The organism is Terrabacter sp. Ter38 (genome assembly GCF_024519435.1).
Taxonomy (GTDB): domain Bacteria; phylum Actinomycetota; class Actinomycetes; order Actinomycetales; family Dermatophilaceae; genus Terrabacter.
On the sequence record NZ_JALJRZ010000003.1, the window covers coordinates 108,864 to 125,533 of the forward strand.

Genomic DNA, 16,670 nt, shown 5'->3' on the forward strand with positions numbered 1-16,670 from the left:
GATCTGACGTGGTCCGCTACTCCCTGCTCCGCATCCTCATCTTCTTCGGCTTCCTCTTCCTCTTCTGGCTCATCGGCCTGCGCAACAACCCCGTGCTCCTGCTCGGTGCCTCGGCGATCGCCTCGGCGGCCGCGTCCTACATCCTGCTGCGCGGCATGCGTGACGAGATCACGGCCAAGCTCGTCGAGCGCCACGAGGCGAAGCTCGAGGCGAAGCAGGCGGTCGACCCGACGAGCGACGAGTTCGCCGAGGACCTCGAGGACGAGCGTCCCGCCCGCGACGCCGACACCACGGGTGCCGCAGCAACCGAGGACCCCCGCAACGCCGACCGCTGACCGCCACTCGAAGGGCGCCCAGCCCCGCTCGAGCGAGCGCCCAGCCCACTCGAGCGAGCGCCCAGCCCACTCGAGCGAGCGCCGGACCCAGTCGACGGACGGAGGTCAGGTGGGGAGGCCGAGGCGGGTGGCGATGCGGGTGGCCGTGGCCGTGGCGTCGTCCCCGACCCCGAAGAGCAGGGACGAGCGGCGCCGGCGCAGGAAGTGGACACCGACGAAGTGCAGGTCGGGAGCCACGACGCTCTCGCCGTCGACGTGCACGGGGAAGCCCTGCTCGTCGACGAGCCCGGGGACGTCGACCCACTCGGTGTAGCGCGAGCGGAAGCCCGTGGCGACGACGACCGCTCCGAAGCCCCGCAGGTCCAGCTCGGTGGGCGCCGACGTGTCGAGAGGACCGGGCTCCGGGATCTCGGGCGCCGGCACGCCGCGGTCCCGGCAGCCGTCGAGGATGGTCTCGCGCACGAACCCGAACCCGGCGTCGCCGGCCGCGATGACCTCGGGGAGGTCGGGCGCGAACCGCGCCGCGTGCCCGTCGACGTCGACGAGGTGTCCCACGAGACGCACGCCCAGCGCGGCGAGGGTCCGGTAGTGCAGGTCGTGCCCGCCGCCGGCGCCGGTCGCCTGGACGTTGGCGCCGTGGCGCGCAGCAGGACTCGGCAGCTGGTCGGGCGTCTGCTCGTAGAAGCCCGAGTCCATCAGCCAGTCGAAGAGGTCGCGGCCGCCGACGCGCCGCAGGAACCATGGCGCCCTGCCGCACGCCATGACGACGTCGCGCCCGGACAGGGCGAGCTCCTCCGCGATCTGGCACGCGCTCTGTCCGCTCCCCACGACGAGCACCGCGCCGTCGGGCAGCGCGCCCGGGTTCCGGTAGCCGAGCACGTCGACGCACGGTACTTCCGGCGCGAGCCCGGCCACGGCCGCCGGTCGAAGCGGCTGCTGGTAGGCGCCCGTCGCCACGACGACGATGCGACTGCGGATCGAGTCGTGGTCGGTGCGCAGCTCGAACGCGTCGTCGCGCCTCCAGAGCCCGTGCACGGGGACTCCCTCGCGCACCCGGCCGAGCCGGCCGGCGTACGCCTGCAGGTGCCCGGTCACCTCGGTGCGGGTCATGAAGCCGCCGGGGTCGTCGCCGTCGTAGGCAGCGCCCGGCAGGCGGACGGTGTGGTTGGGGCCGACGAGGGTGAAGCTGTCCCACCGGCCGAGCCATGACGACCCGGGCACGCTCGCCTCGAGGACCACGTGCTCGATGCCGCGCTGGTCGAGCTCGTGGCTCGTCGCGAGGCCCGCCTGCCCGGCCCCGACGACGACGACGTCGATCTCCTCGGTCATCCGTCCACGGTGGCACCGGGACGCGTGCCCGTCAGCCGAATGCCGCACCCACCAGGTCGGACGTCGGCCGCCGCGTCGGGTCACGCGGGACCACCTCGACCCGCTGCGGCTCCGCGGGTCGGCGGTTCACCGGGTCAGGCGCGGCCGAGCGCGAGGCCCACGGCGAGCAGCACCGACCACGCGAGCTGGAACTGCCCCGTGCCGGCCAGCGCGGGGATGAGGCCTGGACCCGTGGCGCGCCCGACGACGGCCTGCATCGGCCGCACCACGAGCGGCGCCGCCAGGATCGCGAGCAGGGCCCACGGCGACGTGAGCGAGGCGAGGCCGGTCATGACGAAGGCGACGGCGATGAGCGCGACGTAGAAGGCGCGGGTGCCCGACTCGCCCATCCGCACGGCGAGCGTGCGCTTGCCGTGCTCGCGGTCGGTCGGGATGTCGCGCAGGTTGTTGGCGACGAGGATGGCCGAGGCGAGCGAGCCGACTCCGATGGCGCCCCACCAGCCCGCGGCGGTGGGTGGGGTCATCGTCGCCATGGTGCCGAGGGTCGCGACGAGCCCGAAGAAGACGAAGACGAAGACCTCGCCGAGGCCGAGATAGCCGTAGGGCCGCGTGCCTCCGGTGTAGTACCAGGCCGCGACGATGGCCGCCGCGCCGATCGGGATCATGATCCACAGCTCCGACAGCCCGACGAGCGCGAGTCCCATGAGCGCGGCGAAGAAGAAGCACGCGAAGGCCGCGATCTTGACCGATCGGGGTGCGGCGAGCCGCTGGCCCACGAGCCGCACCGGCCCGACGCGCACCTCGTCGGTGCCGCGGATGCCGTCGGAGTAGTCGTTGGCGAAGTTGACCCCGACCTGCAGGGCCAGGGCGACGACGAGGGCGAGGACGGCATACGCCCAGACGACGTGACCGGTCTGGTAGGCGGCGCCGGTGCCGACGAGGATGGGCGAGACGGCGGCGGGCAGCGTGCGGGGGCGAGCGCCCTCGATCCACTGGGACAGGGTGGCCATGGAGTTCCGGGGGGTCCTTCTACAGCTTGCGGAGGAAGTCGGGGTCGTCGTCGGGGCCCATCGGGCCTCGGGGCCCGGGTGGCCGGCGGCCGGGCCCGCGCGATGCGGGACCGCGTCCGCCCCGGGCGTCGCTGCGCCCGGCGACGAGCCAGAACACCGGGCCGAGCACCGGCACGAGCACCGCGAGCAGCCAGACGGTCTTGGGCATGATCCGCACGAGCCGACGATCGGTCTGGAGGCAGTCGACCAGCGCGTAGATCGTGGCGAAGACGACGAGGGCGATCAGCACGACGCGCAGCACGGCGACCTCCTTCGGCGACGGGTGGGACACCCCCATCTTGCCACCGCTCAGGCCAGGCCCTGCACGGCGCGTCGGATGGCGGCCCGATCGGGTTTGCCGGGCCCCCGCTGGGGGATCTCGGCGAGCACGAGGACCCGTCGCGGCAGGGCCGCGTCCGGGAGGATGCCGCGCAGTCTCTCGCGGACGGCGCGAGTCGTCAGGTGGCCGGTCGGGTCGACGAGCGTCACTGCGGCACAGACGGCCTCGCCCCACTCGGGGTCGGGAAGGCCGAGCACGACGACGTCGAGGACGTCGTCGAGGTGCCGGGTCATGGCGTCCTCGACGACACCGGGGTTGATCTTGAGGCCGCCCGTGTTGATGACGTCGTCGGCGCGCCCGTCGATGACGAGCAGCCCGTCGTCGTCGAAGTGGCCGAGCTCGTCGGTGCGGAACCACCGGACGCCGTCGGGGTCGACGGTGAAGGCGTCACGGCTGAGGCGTGCCTCGCCGAGGTAGCCGTGCGCGACCGTGTCGCCGCCGAGCACGACGTGCCGGTCGTTGTCGACGTGGACCCTGCTGACGGGTAGCGGGATGCCGTCGTAGACGCAGCCCCCGGCGGTCTCGCTCATGCCGTACGTGAGGCTCAGCGCGACGCCGAGCGAGCGGCAGCGCTCGACGAGGGCGGGCGGCGTCGCAGCACCGCCGACGAGCACCCCGTCGAAGGAGCCCAGCGCCTCGAGCCCCACGGGGTCGTCGACGAGACGGGTCAGCTGCGTCGGCACGAGCGCCGTGTAGCGCCGGGGTGCCGCGCTCGTGGGCCGCACCCGGCTCGCGGCCTCCGCGAAGCCCTCGACCGAGAAGCCGTCGCGCAGGTCGAGCACCTCCGGTGTGACACCCGCGGCGAGCGACCGGAGCAGGACCTGGAGTCCCGCGACGTGGTGGGCCGGCATGGCGAGCAACCACGCACCGCTCCCGCCGAGGACCTGGTGGGTGGCCCAGGCGGACCGCTCGAGGGCGTCGGCCGTCAGCAGTGCGCGCTTGGGCCGACCGGTCGAGCCCGAGGTGCCGATCGCGACCGCGAGACCATCCGGCAGCTCGGCAGGGTCGTGGGACGGCACCGACGGCGGCGGGGACCCCGCGGCATACGGCAGCACGGGGGAGCGACCGGTCAGGGCCGCGTCGAGGGCGGGCAGCACGTCGAGGACGGCCGGGCCGGCGGGGACCGCCAGCGGGCGGGGGGACGGCGCGGCCATCAGGCACGTCTCGCTCTCGGGGGTGGGGTGGGGGCGGCGCGCCGGCGCTGGCGTGCGGCCATGGCGACGGTCCAGACGAGCGCGACCGCGCACACGGGGAAGCCGACGTAGGGGTTGAGGGGGAGCACGATGCCGAGGGTGCCGCCGACGACCCACAGCACCTGGAGCATCGTCTCGGACCAGGCGAAGACCGAGGTGCGGACGTTCTCGGGGACCTCGCGCTGCACGAGCGCGTCGAAGCCCAGCTTGGACAGCTGCGCCGACATGCCCTGGACGAAGCCGAGCACGACGAGCGTCCACACGCCGTACCAGATGCCCGTCGCGACGCAGCAGACGGTCGCGGCGAGCACCGACACCATGGCGATGCGCTCGGGCCGCTGGTCGCGCACGACGTTGCCGACGACGCTGCCCATGCCGTTGCCGACGCCGATGGCGACCGCGATGAACGCGAGGACGAGCTCGCCGCGGATGCCGTCGATGGGGTGCTCCTTGGCGAGGAACGCCATGAAGAGGATGAGGAAGCCGGTGAGCACCCGCGTGCCACCCGTCGACCACATGGCGTGCATGACCGGCCAGGGGATCGCCTGCTTGCGCCGGCGGAAGCGGGCCAGCGGCCCCAGCGAGTCGACGGTGAGTGCGTCGCCGTCCAAGGGCGTATGCCGCCGGGCCGGGTCGTCGCCCCAGCCGCGCCGGGTGCCGCGGAGCGAGCCGGCCCCCGGCGCGCTCGGGTCGTCGTGGGCGCCGCGCACCGGGATCGGGGTCGTGTCCTCGATGGAGACCTCGCCGAGCGGGCTGTCGACGCGCGCCGGCAGGCGGATGGCCTGGACGGTGGCGACGACGAAGACGACGAAGCCGACACGGAGGGCCCAGGACGGTCCGGCGAGCATGGCCAGCCCGCCCAGCGCGCCGCCGACGACCGCACCGACGACCCCGGCCATCGAGACACGCGAGTTCGCCTTGACGAGGGTCGTGCCCGGCGGCAGCAGACGAGGTACCGCTGCCGCGCGCGTGATGGTGTAGGCCCGGGAGGCGACGAGGCACCCGAGCGCAGCCGGGAAGAGCCAGCCGCTGTCGTGGGTGATGGCCTCGGCGAGCACCCAGCAGAGGAAGGCCCGGACGGCGAGCGTCGTGCCGATGGCCCAGCGCCGGCCGTGCGAGAAGCGGTCGAGGAGCGGCCCGATGAGCGGCGCGACGAGGACGAAGGGCACCATCGTCAGCAGCAGGAACGTCGCGACGTCGCCACGGGCCTGGGCCGTCTGCGGGTTGAAGAAGAGGGTGCCCGCCAGGGCCAGCGTCATGATCGTGTCGCCGGCGGTGTGGCTCGCGTGCAGCTCGGTCATCCGGGCGAGACCGCTCTCGCCGGCCCCGCCGGCGTGGGTGTACGTGTGCGCCTTCGCGGCGGCGAAGCGTCCCGAGCGTGCGGTCAGGCGGGCGGTGCCGGTGGCCGCCCGTCCGAGCCCGCGCCCGACGGCGCGCGTCGCGTTCGCCGCGGTCGTGCGCGATGGCTGGCGGAAGTCCGCGGGCCGACCGCCCTCGGGCACGTCCGGGGCCTCGGGTGCGGGAGGGGGAGCGGCCGATCCGTCAGGCCCGTGCGGGGAGCGTGCTGCGGCGGCATCCTGTGGCGCGGAACCGGGCGCGCGACGGCCAGGGCTGGCGCGGCGGTCGTCGCTCGGTTCCACTCCAACATCCTGCCCTGTCCCGGTGCCCGGCGTGCGGCCGACACCGGCTTCGCCGCGGCCCGGACGTCCGTCCCCCGGAATGTCGGCGTCCACGCCGCCGCTGCGCCCTCCCGCGTGGTTACCCTCGAGGCGTGACGACCGTGCCGGACGAGGGACCGGCGGGGGCCGGGGCCACGGCCCGACGGCGCCCTCGCGCCCGGTTCACCGTCGTGCTGGGGATCTTCTGGCTCGTCGTGCCGCTCGTGCTCTTCCTGCTCGACCACTCCGTCCTGCTGGCCGGCAACCCGGCCCAGGTCATCGCACTCGCGGCCAGCGGTCTCATCGGCGTCGTGCTCCTCGTGCGGGACCGCTCGGAGCCGGACCCGCGACGCCGGGCGACGCGACCGGCGCTTCGGGTCGTCGGCCGGGTGGCCGGGGTCCTGGTCACGGTCGTCGTGCTCGGGGCCCTCGTCTGGCTGCGGCCCTTCGGAGCGACCCCCGAGGCTGTGGCCGCGATGTCCGGCAGCGCCGACCTCCGCGTCATGGACGCCCCCGCCCAGATCGTCATCGCGCCGACGAGCGGCACGCCGACCCGCGGCCTGATCTTCCAGCCCGGCGCCCGCGTCGACCCGCGTGCCTACGTGCCGATGCTCTCGGAGGTGAGTCGGCAGGGGGTGATCGTCTTCGTCGTCAAGCAGCCGTTCGGGATCGGATTCCTCGCGACGACGGCGCCCACGCCGTCATCGACGGTCATCCGGAGGTGACGTCGTGGACGATCGCCGGGCACAGTCTCGGCGGCGTCGTCGCGGCCGGCTTCGCCCACGACCACCCCGGCGTCGTCGAGGGACTCGTGCTCTGGGCGTCCTATCCCGTCGACTCCCTGGCCGACCGCACCGACCTCACGGTGGCCTCGGTGAGTGGCACCCGCGACGGCTTCACGACGCCCGCCGACATCGCGGCCAGCCGGCCGCTCCTGCCCGGCGACACGGCATACACCGCCGTCACGGGAGCCGTGCACTCCTACTTCGGCGACTACGGCGACCAGCCCGGGGACGGCACCCCAACGGTCAGCCGCGCCGAGGCGCAGCGTCAGATCGTGGCCGCCACCGTCGCCCTGCTCGACGGGCTCTGAGCGTCAGAAGTACCAGGGGAAGGGCGACCAGTCGGGCTCGCGCTTCTCGAGGAACTGGTCGCGGCCCTCGACGGCCTCGTCGGTCATGTAGGCCAGGCGCGTCGCCTCGCCGGCGAAGACCTGCTGGCCCATGAGCCCGTCGTCGGTGAGGTTGAAGGCGAACTTGAGCATCCGCTGCGCCTGCGGGCTCTTGCCCATGATCTCCGTCGCGACCTGCAGGGCCTCGCGCTCGAGGTCGGCGTGGTCGGCGACGATGTTGACGGCGCCCATCCGCTGCATGTCCTCGGCGGAGTAGGTGCGCCCGAGGAAGAAGATCTCGCGGGCGAACTTCTGGCCGACCATCTTGGCGAGGTAGGCGCTGCCGTAGCCGGCGTCGAACGAGCCGACGTCGGCGTCGGACTGCTTGAAGCGGGCCTGCTCGCGGCTCGCGATCGTCAGGTCGCACACGACGTGGAGGGAGTGCCCGCCGCCGGCCGCCCAGCCGTTCACGACGGCGATGACGACCTTGGGCATGGTGCGGATGAGGCGCTGCACCTCGAGGATGTGGAGGCGCCCGCCCTGGGCCCGGGCGCGTGCGGCGTCGATGCCCGAAGAGGTGGCGTCAGCGTCCGGCGACGTCGCGTACTGGTAGCCGGAGCGCCCGCGGATGCGCTGGTCGCCCCCCGAGCAGAAGGCCCACTTGCCGTCCTTGGGGCTCGGGCCGTTGCCGGTGAGCAGGACGACGCCGACGTCGGGCGTCATGCGGGCGTGGTCCAGCGCGCGGTAGAGCTCATCGACGGTGTGCGGGCGGAAGGCGTTGAGCACCTCGGGACGGTCGAACGCGATGCGCACGACCCCGGACTCCGCGTGCGGGCGACCGGCCACGGGCCGGCGTCGGTGGTAGGTGATGTCGGTCAGGTCGAAGCCTTCGACGGGCGCCCACTCGCTCGGGTCGAAGATCTCGGAAACGGCGCTCTGGCCCGGCTCGCTGCTCACGGACCGACCCTATCGGCGGGGGTAGGGTCGCCCGTATGCCGATCCCTCCGTACGTCTCCCACCTGCGCACCATGGTCGGCACGGAGCTGCTCTGGATGCCGGGGGTCACGGCCGTCGTGCTGCGCACGTCCGCTGACGGCGCCGACGAGGTGCTGCTCGTCAAGCGCGCGGACAACGGCGCGTGGACCCCGGTCACCGGCATCGTCGACCCGGGCGAGGACCCGCACGTCACCGCCGTCCGGGAGGTCGAGGAGGAGGCGTGCGTCGTCGCCGAGGTCGAGCGGCTCGTCTGGGTCTCGGCGAGCGGCGTCGTGACGCACGTCAACGGCGACCTCGGGCAGTACCTCGACCACACCTTCCGGTGCCGGTGGGTCTCGGGCGAGCCGCGACCGGGTGACGACGAGTCGACCGACGCGCGGTTCTTCCCCCTCGACGCCCTGCCGCCGATGGGCCAGGTCTTCCGCGACCGCATCGCCGTGGCCGTCGACAACGCCTCCGACGTCGTGCTCGGACCCCTCTCCCACGCGAGCGAGCGCCCCGCCGCCGTCGAGTGAGCGCTCCGCCGCGGCCCGCGGAGGTGACATCTGTCAGGGGGAGGCGCTGACAGAGGGACCGGGTCCGCCGGGCGTCGCGCGCCTACCGTCGAGGGAGTACGGGGCCGACCGGTCCCGCGGACGGAGGAGACCGACGTGTTCTCGCCACGCAAGCTCATCATCGCCGGAGTGGTGCTCATCGCCATCGCGCTCGGGTCGTCGGGCCACGGCGTCTGGTGGCTCTTCGGGCTCTTCTGGGTGCTCCCGCACGCCGCCGGACGCACCCGCGGCCACACCTGTGGCAGGGCCCGTCGTTCGCACGACCGCGGGCTCACGCACGACGACCACGCCGCGACGCCTCCGGCCCCGGCGCAGCCCGACCCGACGCAGGACCGGCACGAGGCCTTCCCCGCCCGCTGAGCGCCGTCGGTGATGATGGGGACATGACGACGCTGCCTCCTGCCGACGAGCTCCTCGCCCGGGCCCACGTCGTCGCCCTGCCGATGCGGGTGCGCTTCCGCGGCGTCGACGTGCGCGAGGCCCTGCTCCTCGAGGGCCCCTCGGGCTGGGGTGAGTTCAGCCCGTTCGTCGAGTACGCCGACCGCGAGGCCGCGCGCTGGCTGTCCGCGGCCCTGGAGGCGGCGTATGCCGAGTGGCCGGCTCCGGTGCGCGACGCCGTGGCCGTCAACGCGACCGTGCCGGCCGTCGGGCCCGACCGCGTGGCGGAGGTCCTCGCGCGCTTCGACGGGTGCACGACGGCGAAGGTCAAGGTCGCCGAGCGCGGCCAGACGCTCGACGACGACGTCGACCGGGTCGCGGCCGTCCGGTCCGTGATGGGTCCGTCGGCGCGCATCCGGGTCGACGCCAACGGAGGGTGGGACGTCGCGACCGCCACGGAGGCGCTGCGGCGGCTCACGGCATACGACCTGGAGTACGCCGAGCAGCCCTGTGCCAGCGTCGAGGAGCTCGTCGACCTGCGAACAGCCTTGGCACACAACGGGATCGACGTGCTCATCGCAGCCGATGAGTCGATCCGCAAGGCCGAGGACCCGATCCGGGTGGCCCGGCTCGGTGCCGCGGACCTCGTCGTCGTCAAGGTCGCGCCTCTCGGTGGCGTCGGGTCGGCGCTCGGTGTCGTCGAGGCGTGCGGGCTGCCCGCCGTCGTGTCGTCGGCGCTCGACACGAGCGTCGGCGTCGCTGCGGGGGTGGCCCTCGCCGCGGCGCTGCCGGCGCTCGATCACGCGTGCGGCCTCGGCACGGTGGGTCTCTTCGAGCGGGACGTGTCGGCTGACCCGTGGCGTCCGTCAGCCGGCCTCCTGCGGCCTGGTCGTGCCGTGGCCGACCCCGAGGCGCTCGCCGACCTCGCGGCTCCAGCGGACCGGCAGCAGTGGTGGCGCGACCGGCTCGTGCGGTGCCACGCCGTGCTCACTGAGGGGAGCCCCGGATGATCCAGGTCTGCCTCAACGGTGACCGCACCCGGGGCCAGCACCGCACGGTGCCGCAGACGCCCGACGAGCTCGCCCGCGCCGCCGCGGACGCCGTGGCGGCGGGCGCGTTCATGGTGCACGTGCACCCCCGTGACGACTCCGGCCGAGAGACGCTCGAGACGCGGCACGTCGTCGAGGCCGTCGGCGCGATCCGGGCTGCGACGCCGGGGCTCCGCGTCAGCGTCTCGACGCGCGACGGCATCGTCGACAGTGCCCGCCGCACGCTGGCCCACGTGTCGGAGTGGCCGTCACCAGACCTAGGCGGCCCGGACTGCGCGAGCGTGAACTGGCACGAAGAAGGCGCCGCGGACGTCGCAGCAGCCTTGCGCGACAACGGATCCGGCGTCGAGGCGGGGATCTGGACACCTCAGGCGGCCAGCCGCTTCGTGGCCACGAACTGGCCGTGGCAGGTCGAACGGGTGCTCGTCGAGCTCATCCCGGGCGTGACCCCCGGCTCCGACGGGCCGTGGGCGGCCGAGCGCATCCTCGCGGCGCTCGGCATGTCGCCGGTACCGGTCCTCGTGCACGGTGAGGGGCGCTGGGCCTGGCGGGTGCTGCGCTGGGCCCAGGCCGCGGGTTACGACGTGCGCATCGGTCTCGAGGACACCGTCCACCTGCCCGACGGGCGGGAGGCACGTGACAGCGCCGAGCTCGTCGCGGCGGCGGTGCGGTCCGAGCCGGGCACGCCGTCCCAGTGGCCGGTCCCGGACGCCCCGGGCTGACCCGACGTCGGTGCGGTCAGGGGCGGTCGTCGCGGTGGGGCACCACCTGCTGGGCCAGCTCGCGCAGCCAGGTGGCCTCGGCCCGACGGTCGGCCCGCGACACCGGGACCTCGAGGACCCTGGTGCCGGAGGGGGACTCGGCGAGCGCCTCGGCCAGGCGGCCGAGGTCGTCGACGCGTTCGTATGCCGTGTGGTGCGCCGCGCACAGCGCCTCGAGGTCGGTGCCGTGCGGGGTCGCGAAGACGCGCTCGAAGGCGCTCGCATAGCGGGTGTCGCCCTGCTCGAGGGTGCTGAAGATGGCGCCGCCGTCGTCGCTGAGGACGACGAAGGTGAGGTCGGGCCGCGGCTGGCCGCGGCCCATGAGCAGGCCGTTCGTGTCGTGGAGGAAGGTGAGATCGCCGAGGTAGGCGATGCTGCGCGCGGCTCGCGGGCGGCCGAGGGCGACGCCGACGGCCGTCGAGACCATGCCGTCGATGCCGGCGAGCCCACGGTTGCCGACGACGAAGCGGTGCTCGAGCGGCGTCCACGGTGTGGCCATGACATCGAGGTCGCGCACGGGGTTCGACGAGCCGACGACGAGCGTCGTGTCGGCGGCGACCGCGGCCCCCACGACGGCCGCCACGGCGAGGGGCGACAGGCCGCCGTGCCCCGTGGCCCGGGACGGATCTCCTTCGGGCCCAGCGAGTCCCGCGTCGACGAGGCCGCCCAGCTGCTGGTCGGCGCCGCGCCAGGCGTCGAACCAGGCCGGGTCGTCGGCCGCCTCGACCCGGGGCACGACGTCGAGCACGCGCGCCACCCTGCCGGGGTCGGTGGCCACGCCGTCACGACCACGGACGGACAGGACCTCGAGGCCCGGGTCACTGATGAGACTGGTGACGGGTCGGGACAGCGTCGGGTGGCCGACGACGACGACGCGTTCGACGTCCCCGCGCAGGTCGGTGGTGAGCAGCAGCCGTCCCGTGCGCAGGGCCTGCCGCCCGATGCGCGCGCCCGAGGTGGGTTCCGCGACGAGCGGCCAGCCCGCAGCCTCGGCGAGCAGACGTGCGGCCGGTCCGGCGTCGTCCCCGGCGACGACGACCGTGCGCGGCCCGAGCGGCAGCACCTCGCCGTCGGTCGGCACGGACACCGACGCCTCGACGTTCCCGTCCCGACGCGACCCGGGCTGCAACTGCGCCAGGGCGGAGTTGGCGGGCTGGTCTGGCGCGTCTGGCTGCGGGAACTGCGCCAGGGCGGAGTTGGCGTGCTGGTCTGGCGCGTCTGGCTGTGGGAACTGCGCCAGGGCGGAGTTGGCGTGCGGTGCAGTGCCGGTCGTCGCGGTGGAGTCGGACCTGGGGCGCTGCCACCACGTGTCGGGGTCAGCGCCCGAGGGCATGAGGTCGCCGTCGAGCTGGACGTTGAGCTGGGTCGGCCCGCGCCGCGAGCACGCGTGGGCCACGACGCCGGCCAGCTCGTCGTCGGGGGTGGCTGCCGTCAGGTCGTGACACGTCGCGAAGGTGCCGAAGATGCCGGCCTGGTCGGTCGTCTGGTTGGCGCCCGTGCCACGCAGGCGGTCGGGCCGGTCGGCACTGACGACGACGAGCCGGCGCCCCGTGTGGTGCGCCTCCATGACCGCCGGGAGCAGGTTGCCGACGGCCGTGCCCGAGGTCGTGACCACGGCGACCGGTCGGCGTGACCCGGTGGCCAGACCCAGGGCGAGGAAGCCGGCGGACCGCTCGTCGACACGCACGTGCAGGCGCAGGTCGCCGGCCCGGTCGGCCGCGTCGAGGGCGAGGGCGAAGGGGGCCGACCGAGACCCCGGTGCGAGCACGACGTCACGCACGCCAGCCAGCCACAGCTGCTGGAGCACGTGCAGCGCGACCTCCGGTGCACTCCGACGCCCGGTCACCGTCGCTCCGGTCAGTCGCTCGCGAGCGCGTCGCGCATCGGGATGAGCTTGGCGTTGGACTCGGCCACCTCGGACTCGGGATCGGACCCCGCGACGATGCCGCACCCGGCATACAGCGTGATCTGCGACGGGTTGGCGGGATCGATGACGCCGCTGCGGAGGGCGATGCCCCACGCGCCGTCGCCGCTCGCGTCCATCCAGCCGACCGGACCCGCGTAGCGCCCCCGGTCCATGTGCTCGAGCTCGCCGATCAGCTCGACCGCACGTGCCGTGGGGGTCCCACCGACGGCAGCCGACGGGTGCAGCGACGCGGCGAGCGTCAGGGCCGACGCCTCGTCGGCGCTCACGGCGGCGACGTCGGTCGCGAGGTGCATGACGTTGGGCAGGTGCAGCACGAACGGCGCCTCGGGCACGTTCATCGACGAGCAGTGCGGAGCGAGGGCCTCGGCGACGGAGCGCACGGCGTACTCGTGCTCCTCGAGGTCCTTCGACGAGCGGGCCAGCGAGGCCGCGAGGGCGAGGTCCTTGGCGTCGTCGCCGGTGCGGCGGATCGTGCCGGCCAGCACCCGTGAGGTGATGAGTCCCTGGTCGCGGCGCACGAGCAGCTCGGGGGTGGCCCCGACGAGTCCGGCCACCGAGAAGACCCACGTGTTCTCGTAGCGTTCGGCGAGGCGACGCAGCAGCCACCGCGGGTCGATGGGCCCGGAGGCCGTCGCGACGAGGTCGCGGGCGAGGACGACCTTGTCGACCTCACCCGCCCCGATGCGTTGCACGGCCACGGCGACCGCATGGGCGTAGTCGGCGGGCGACACCTGTCCGTCGGCGAACGCGACGTCACGAGGAGGCTCGGGATCGCTGGCCAGAGAAAGCTTCTCGAGCAGCGTCAGCTGCGGCTCGAGGGAGACCGTCGTGAGCCAGGTCTGCCCGTCGCGACGGCCGACGATGGTCGACGGGACGACGAGCCGGGCCGCCTCGGCGGAGTCGGACGCGAAGGGGAACGAGCCGAAGCACACGAGACCGGTGCCCGGCCGGCCGACCTCGTCGCGCACGACGGCGTGCCGGCTGACCTCGCGCCACCAGGCCTCGGCCTCGTGGAAGCGGTCGTCGCCGTCGGCCTCGAACGTCAGAGCCGAGCCCCAGCCGACGAGGCCCTCGCCTCGGCGCACCCACGAGAGCAGCTCGTCGTGCGGGAGGTCGGCGGGGAGGTAGGAGAGCAGGGGGTCCGCGGCGTCGAGGGGCACCGTGCGGACGACGACCGTCGGTCCCGCGGCGGGGGACGGCGCTTCGGGGGCGGGAAGCGTGGACATCGGTGGCAACTCTACGGCCGAACGCGCGCCACCCTGCTCGCGTGGTCGCCGGTGCGACCCGACCCACACCCGCCGCGGGTGCGAGGATGAGCGCATGACCCGTGCGCAGCTGGACAAGAAGCCGGTCGACGTCGCGTCGATGTTCGACACCGTCGCCGAGAAGTACGACGTGACCAACGACGTGCTCTCGCTCGGGCAGGACCGGCTGTGGCGCCGGGCCGTCGTCAAGGCCGTCGACGCCAAGCCGGGGGAGCGGATCCTCGACATCGCGGCGGGCACGGGCACGTCGAGCGAGCCGTGGGCCGACGAGGAGATCGAGGTCGTCCCGGCCGACTTCTCGCTCGGCATGCTGCGGGTCGGCCGCCGGCGTCGCCCCGACATGGCCTTCACGGCCGCCGACGCGATGAGCCTGCCGTTCGCCGACGAGAGCTTCGACGTCGTGACGATGAGCTTCGGGCTGCGCAACGTCGCCGATGCCGAGACGGCCCTGCGCGAGTTCCTCCGCGTCACCAAGCCGGGCGGCCGACTCCTCGTCTGCGAGTTCAGCCAGCCGGTCAACAAGGTCTTCCGCACCGTCTACTCGAACTACCTCATGCGCGCGCTCCCGCCGGTCGCCCGCCGCACGTCGAGCAACCCCGACTCCTACGTCTACCTCGCCGAGTCGATCCGCGCATGGCCGCCGCAGGGCGAGCTCGCCCGCGTCGTCGAGGCGGCCGGCTGGCAGCAGGTCGGCTGGACCAACCTGACGGGCGGCGTCGTCGCGCTGCACCACGGCACCAAGCGCTGACCGCTCGCTTGTCGAGAGTTAGGCATGCCTTATCTGACAAGCGCGAAATCGCGGGAATAGACTCCCGAAGTTAGTTCGTGAAGATCTTCACAAGCGGTTCGGAAGCGTGCAGGGAGACATGACCAGTTCGAGCGTCGCGCCCAGCCCCTCGGGGTCTGGTGCCGCACCCGTCGAGCGGGCCGACGTCATCGTCGTCGGCGCCGGTCCGGGCGGCAGTGCGACGGCGGCCTACCTCGCCGACCACGGTCTCGACGTCGTCCTCCTCGAGAAGTCGGCCTTCCCGCGCGACAAGATCTGCGGCGACGGCCTGACCCCCCGCGCGACCAAGGAGCTCATCTCCCTCGGCGTCGACACGAGCGGGTGGCAGCGCACCAAGGGTCTGCGCATCAAGGGCGGCGGCCACACGCTTCAGCTCGACTGGCCCGAGTCCGACGCCTTCCCGGGCTACGGCATGGTCCGCACCCGCGCCCAGCTCGACGAGACCCTGGCCCGCCACGCCGAGGCGAGGGGCGCGCGGCTCCACGAGCGCACGAGCGTCACCACCCCGGTCCGCGACGCCTCGGGCCGCGTCACCGGCGTCACGGCCAAGCGCCTCGACGACGCCGGCCGCGCGACGGGCGAGACCGTCTCCTACCGCGCGCCCGTCGTCGTCGCGAGCGACGGGGTCTCGAGCCGCCTCGCCACCGCCGTCGGCCGACCCAAGCGCGAGGACCGCGTCATGGGCGTCGCCGTCCGCGCCTACTACACGACGCCGAAGCGCGACGACTACCTCGAGAGCCACCTCGAGCTGTGGAGCCGCGACGACGACGGCAACCGCATCCTCATGCCGGGCTACGGCTGGCTCTTCCCGCTCGAGGACGGCCGCACCAACGTCGGCCTCGGCACGCTCGACACGACGTCGGCCTTCCAGAAGACCGACTACAAGGACGTCATGCGTCGCTGGGTCGAGGACATCTTCCCCGAATGGCAGCTCGAGCACGACGAGTCGGCCGGTCCGATCCGCGGCGCCGCGCTGCCGATGGGCTTCAACCGCACCCCGCTCTACGCCGACGGCCTGCTCCTCGTCGGCGACTCCGGCGGCATGGTCAACCCCTTCAACGGCGAGGGCATCGACTACGCCCTCGAGGCCGCGCGCCTCGGCGCCGAGCTCGTCGCCCAGGCGATGGCGCGCCCGAGCGACGCGGCGCGCGAACGCGTGCTCGCGGCATACCCCAAGGTCATGAAGGACGAGCTGGGCGGCTACTTCACGCTCGGTCGCTGGTTCGCCCACGCCATCGGCAACCCCGAGGTCATGCGGCTCGCGACGAAGTACGGCCTGCCCCGCAGGAAGCTCATGCCGCTCCTGCTCAAGATCATGGCCAACCTCGCCGACCCCACGAGCAAGGGCGCGAGCGACCGCCTCATCACCACCCTCTCGCGGCTGGCTCCGAGCGCATGAGCCACCCGCCCGTCGGCGCCATTGTGACGCCGAGCACAATCGATGGGGACGCCCCTAGGATGGGTGCGCCGCGCACCTGCGCCCCCGCTTCGCACGTCAAGCACGACCGAAAGGCACGTGACCTCGGATGAACTCCTACGTCCCGATCCTGTTCATGCTGGGGCTCGGCTTCGCGTTCGCCGCGCTGTCGGTCTTCACCTCGCTCGTCGTCGGGCCCAAGCGCTACAACCGCGCCAAGCTCGAGGCGTACGAGTGCGGCATCCAGCCGACGCCGCAGGCCGCCGGCGGTGGCCGCGTGCCGATCAAGTACTACCTGACGGCGATGCTCTTCATCATCTTCGACATCGAGTCCGTCTTCCTCTATCCGTTCGCGGTGGCCTTCAACAAGCTCGGCCTCTTCGCGCTGGTCGAGATGGTCCTGTTCATCCTCACGGTGTTCGTCGCGTACGCCTACGTCTGGCGTCGCGGCGGCCTCGAGTGGGACTGACGCCAGGTGACCACGTGAGCACCCGCAGCAGCGGGCACGCGTCCACCGGGTT

At 73.5% G+C, this 16,670-nt stretch carries 18 protein-coding genes; 10 read left to right on the top strand and 8 right to left on the bottom strand.

Annotated elements, in window-relative coordinates; all coding sequences use genetic code 11:
* Positions 1-8 precede the first annotated feature (8 nt).
* A complete protein-coding gene (locus NR112_RS07880) occupies positions 9-335 on the top strand; it encodes a DUF4229 domain-containing protein (RefSeq protein WP_256793444.1) in 327 nt (108 codons plus the stop codon).
* A gap of 105 nt (positions 336-440) precedes the next feature.
* Here NR112_RS07880 and NR112_RS07885 read toward each other — a convergent pair whose 3' ends face one another.
* The 5 genes from NR112_RS07885 to NR112_RS07905 form a co-directional block, all read right to left on the bottom strand.
* Positions 441-1,664, bottom strand: coding sequence for an NAD(P)/FAD-dependent oxidoreductase (locus NR112_RS07885; protein WP_256793445.1), 1,224 nt, complete (start codon positions 1,662-1,664; stop codon positions 441-443).
* A gap of 134 nt (positions 1,665-1,798) precedes the next feature.
* Positions 1,799-2,674: a 1,4-dihydroxy-2-naphthoate polyprenyltransferase gene (locus NR112_RS07890; RefSeq protein WP_256793446.1), complete on the bottom strand. Its 876-nt coding sequence runs from the start codon at positions 2,672-2,674 to the stop codon at positions 1,799-1,801.
* A gap of 19 nt (positions 2,675-2,693) precedes the next feature.
* Positions 2,694-2,975, bottom strand: a complete 282-nt coding sequence (locus NR112_RS07895; protein WP_256793447.1) for a PLD nuclease N-terminal domain-containing protein — start codon at positions 2,973-2,975, stop codon at positions 2,694-2,696.
* A 47-nt stretch (positions 2,976-3,022) separates the two neighbouring features.
* Positions 3,023-4,207, bottom strand: a complete 1,185-nt coding sequence (gene menE / locus NR112_RS07900; RefSeq protein ID WP_256793448.1) for an o-succinylbenzoate--CoA ligase — start codon at positions 4,205-4,207, stop codon at positions 3,023-3,025.
* The gene (locus NR112_RS07905; RefSeq protein WP_256793449.1) at positions 4,207-5,748 is read right to left on the bottom strand and encodes an MFS transporter; all 1,542 of its coding nucleotides are present in this window, start codon (positions 5,746-5,748) and stop codon (positions 4,207-4,209) included. The genes menE and NR112_RS07905 overlap by 1 nt, the downstream gene beginning before the upstream one ends.
* Before the next feature lie 269 nt (positions 5,749-6,017).
* On the opposite strand from NR112_RS07905, the gene NR112_RS22865 reads away from it, so the two are divergent.
* The gene (locus tag NR112_RS22865; protein WP_256793450.1) at positions 6,018-6,629 is read left to right on the top strand and encodes an alpha/beta hydrolase; all 612 of its coding nucleotides are present in this window, start codon (positions 6,018-6,020) and stop codon (positions 6,627-6,629) included.
* On the top strand, positions 6,626-6,997 hold the full coding sequence (locus tag NR112_RS22870) for an alpha/beta hydrolase (protein WP_256793451.1): 372 nt from the start codon (positions 6,626-6,628) through the stop codon (positions 6,995-6,997). The genes NR112_RS22865 and NR112_RS22870 overlap by 4 nt, the downstream gene beginning before the upstream one ends.
* A 3-nt stretch (positions 6,998-7,000) precedes the next feature.
* Here NR112_RS22870 and NR112_RS07920 read toward each other — a convergent pair whose 3' ends face one another.
* Positions 7,001-7,972, bottom strand: a complete 972-nt coding sequence (locus NR112_RS07920; protein WP_256793452.1) for a 1,4-dihydroxy-2-naphthoyl-CoA synthase — start codon at positions 7,970-7,972, stop codon at positions 7,001-7,003.
* Between the two features lie 35 nt (positions 7,973-8,007).
* Here NR112_RS07920 and NR112_RS07925 point away from each other — a divergent pair, with 35 nt between their 5' ends.
* The 4 genes from NR112_RS07925 to NR112_RS07940 all read left to right on the top strand — a co-directional run bounded on the left by NR112_RS07925 (position 8,008) and on the right by NR112_RS07940 (position 10,714).
* Complete coding sequence (locus NR112_RS07925; RefSeq protein ID WP_256793453.1) at positions 8,008-8,526, top strand: NUDIX domain-containing protein; 519 nt, start codon at positions 8,008-8,010, stop codon at positions 8,524-8,526.
* Positions 8,527-8,661: 135 nt separating this feature from the next.
* The gene (locus NR112_RS07930; protein WP_256793454.1) at positions 8,662-8,925 is read left to right on the top strand and encodes a hypothetical protein; all 264 of its coding nucleotides are present in this window, start codon (positions 8,662-8,664) and stop codon (positions 8,923-8,925) included.
* 23 nt (positions 8,926-8,948) lie between these two features.
* Entirely contained in the window at positions 8,949-9,953 is a 1,005-nt protein-coding gene (locus tag NR112_RS07935) for an o-succinylbenzoate synthase (RefSeq protein ID WP_256793455.1), read from the top strand.
* Positions 9,950-10,714, top strand: coding sequence for a 3-keto-5-aminohexanoate cleavage protein (locus tag NR112_RS07940; protein ID WP_256793457.1), 765 nt, complete (start codon positions 9,950-9,952; stop codon positions 10,712-10,714). Before NR112_RS07935 ends, NR112_RS07940 begins: the two co-directional genes overlap by 4 nt.
* Before the next feature lie 16 nt (positions 10,715-10,730).
* Here the strand turns inward: NR112_RS07940 and menD are convergent, their stop codons facing one another.
* Together menD and NR112_RS07950 are read right to left on the bottom strand one after the other, a co-directional pair.
* Entirely contained in the window at positions 10,731-12,599 is a 1,869-nt protein-coding gene (gene menD / locus NR112_RS07945; RefSeq protein ID WP_256793458.1) for a 2-succinyl-5-enolpyruvyl-6-hydroxy-3-cyclohexene-1-carboxylate synthase, read from the bottom strand.
* An 11-nt stretch (positions 12,600-12,610) separates the two neighbouring features.
* Complete coding sequence (locus NR112_RS07950; RefSeq protein WP_256793459.1) at positions 12,611-13,906, bottom strand: isochorismate synthase MenF; 1,296 nt, start codon at positions 13,904-13,906, stop codon at positions 12,611-12,613.
* A 94-nt stretch (positions 13,907-14,000) separates the two neighbouring features.
* Between NR112_RS07950 and NR112_RS07955 the strand changes: the two genes are divergently transcribed.
* The 3 genes from NR112_RS07955 (at position 14,001) to NR112_RS07965 (ending at position 16,618) form a co-directional block, all read left to right on the top strand.
* Positions 14,001-14,693 carry a demethylmenaquinone methyltransferase gene (locus NR112_RS07955; RefSeq protein ID WP_256793460.1) on the top strand — a complete coding sequence of 231 codons (693 nt, stop codon included), beginning with the start codon at positions 14,001-14,003 and terminating at the stop codon, positions 14,691-14,693.
* A 118-nt stretch (positions 14,694-14,811) separates the two neighbouring features.
* On the top strand, positions 14,812-16,131 hold the full coding sequence (locus tag NR112_RS07960) for a geranylgeranyl reductase family protein (RefSeq protein ID WP_256793461.1): 1,320 nt from the start codon (positions 14,812-14,814) through the stop codon (positions 16,129-16,131).
* A gap of 127 nt (positions 16,132-16,258) precedes the next feature.
* A complete protein-coding gene (locus NR112_RS07965) occupies positions 16,259-16,618 on the top strand; it encodes an NADH-quinone oxidoreductase subunit A (RefSeq protein WP_020145018.1) in 360 nt (119 codons plus the stop codon).
* Positions 16,619-16,670: the final 52 nt, after the last annotated feature.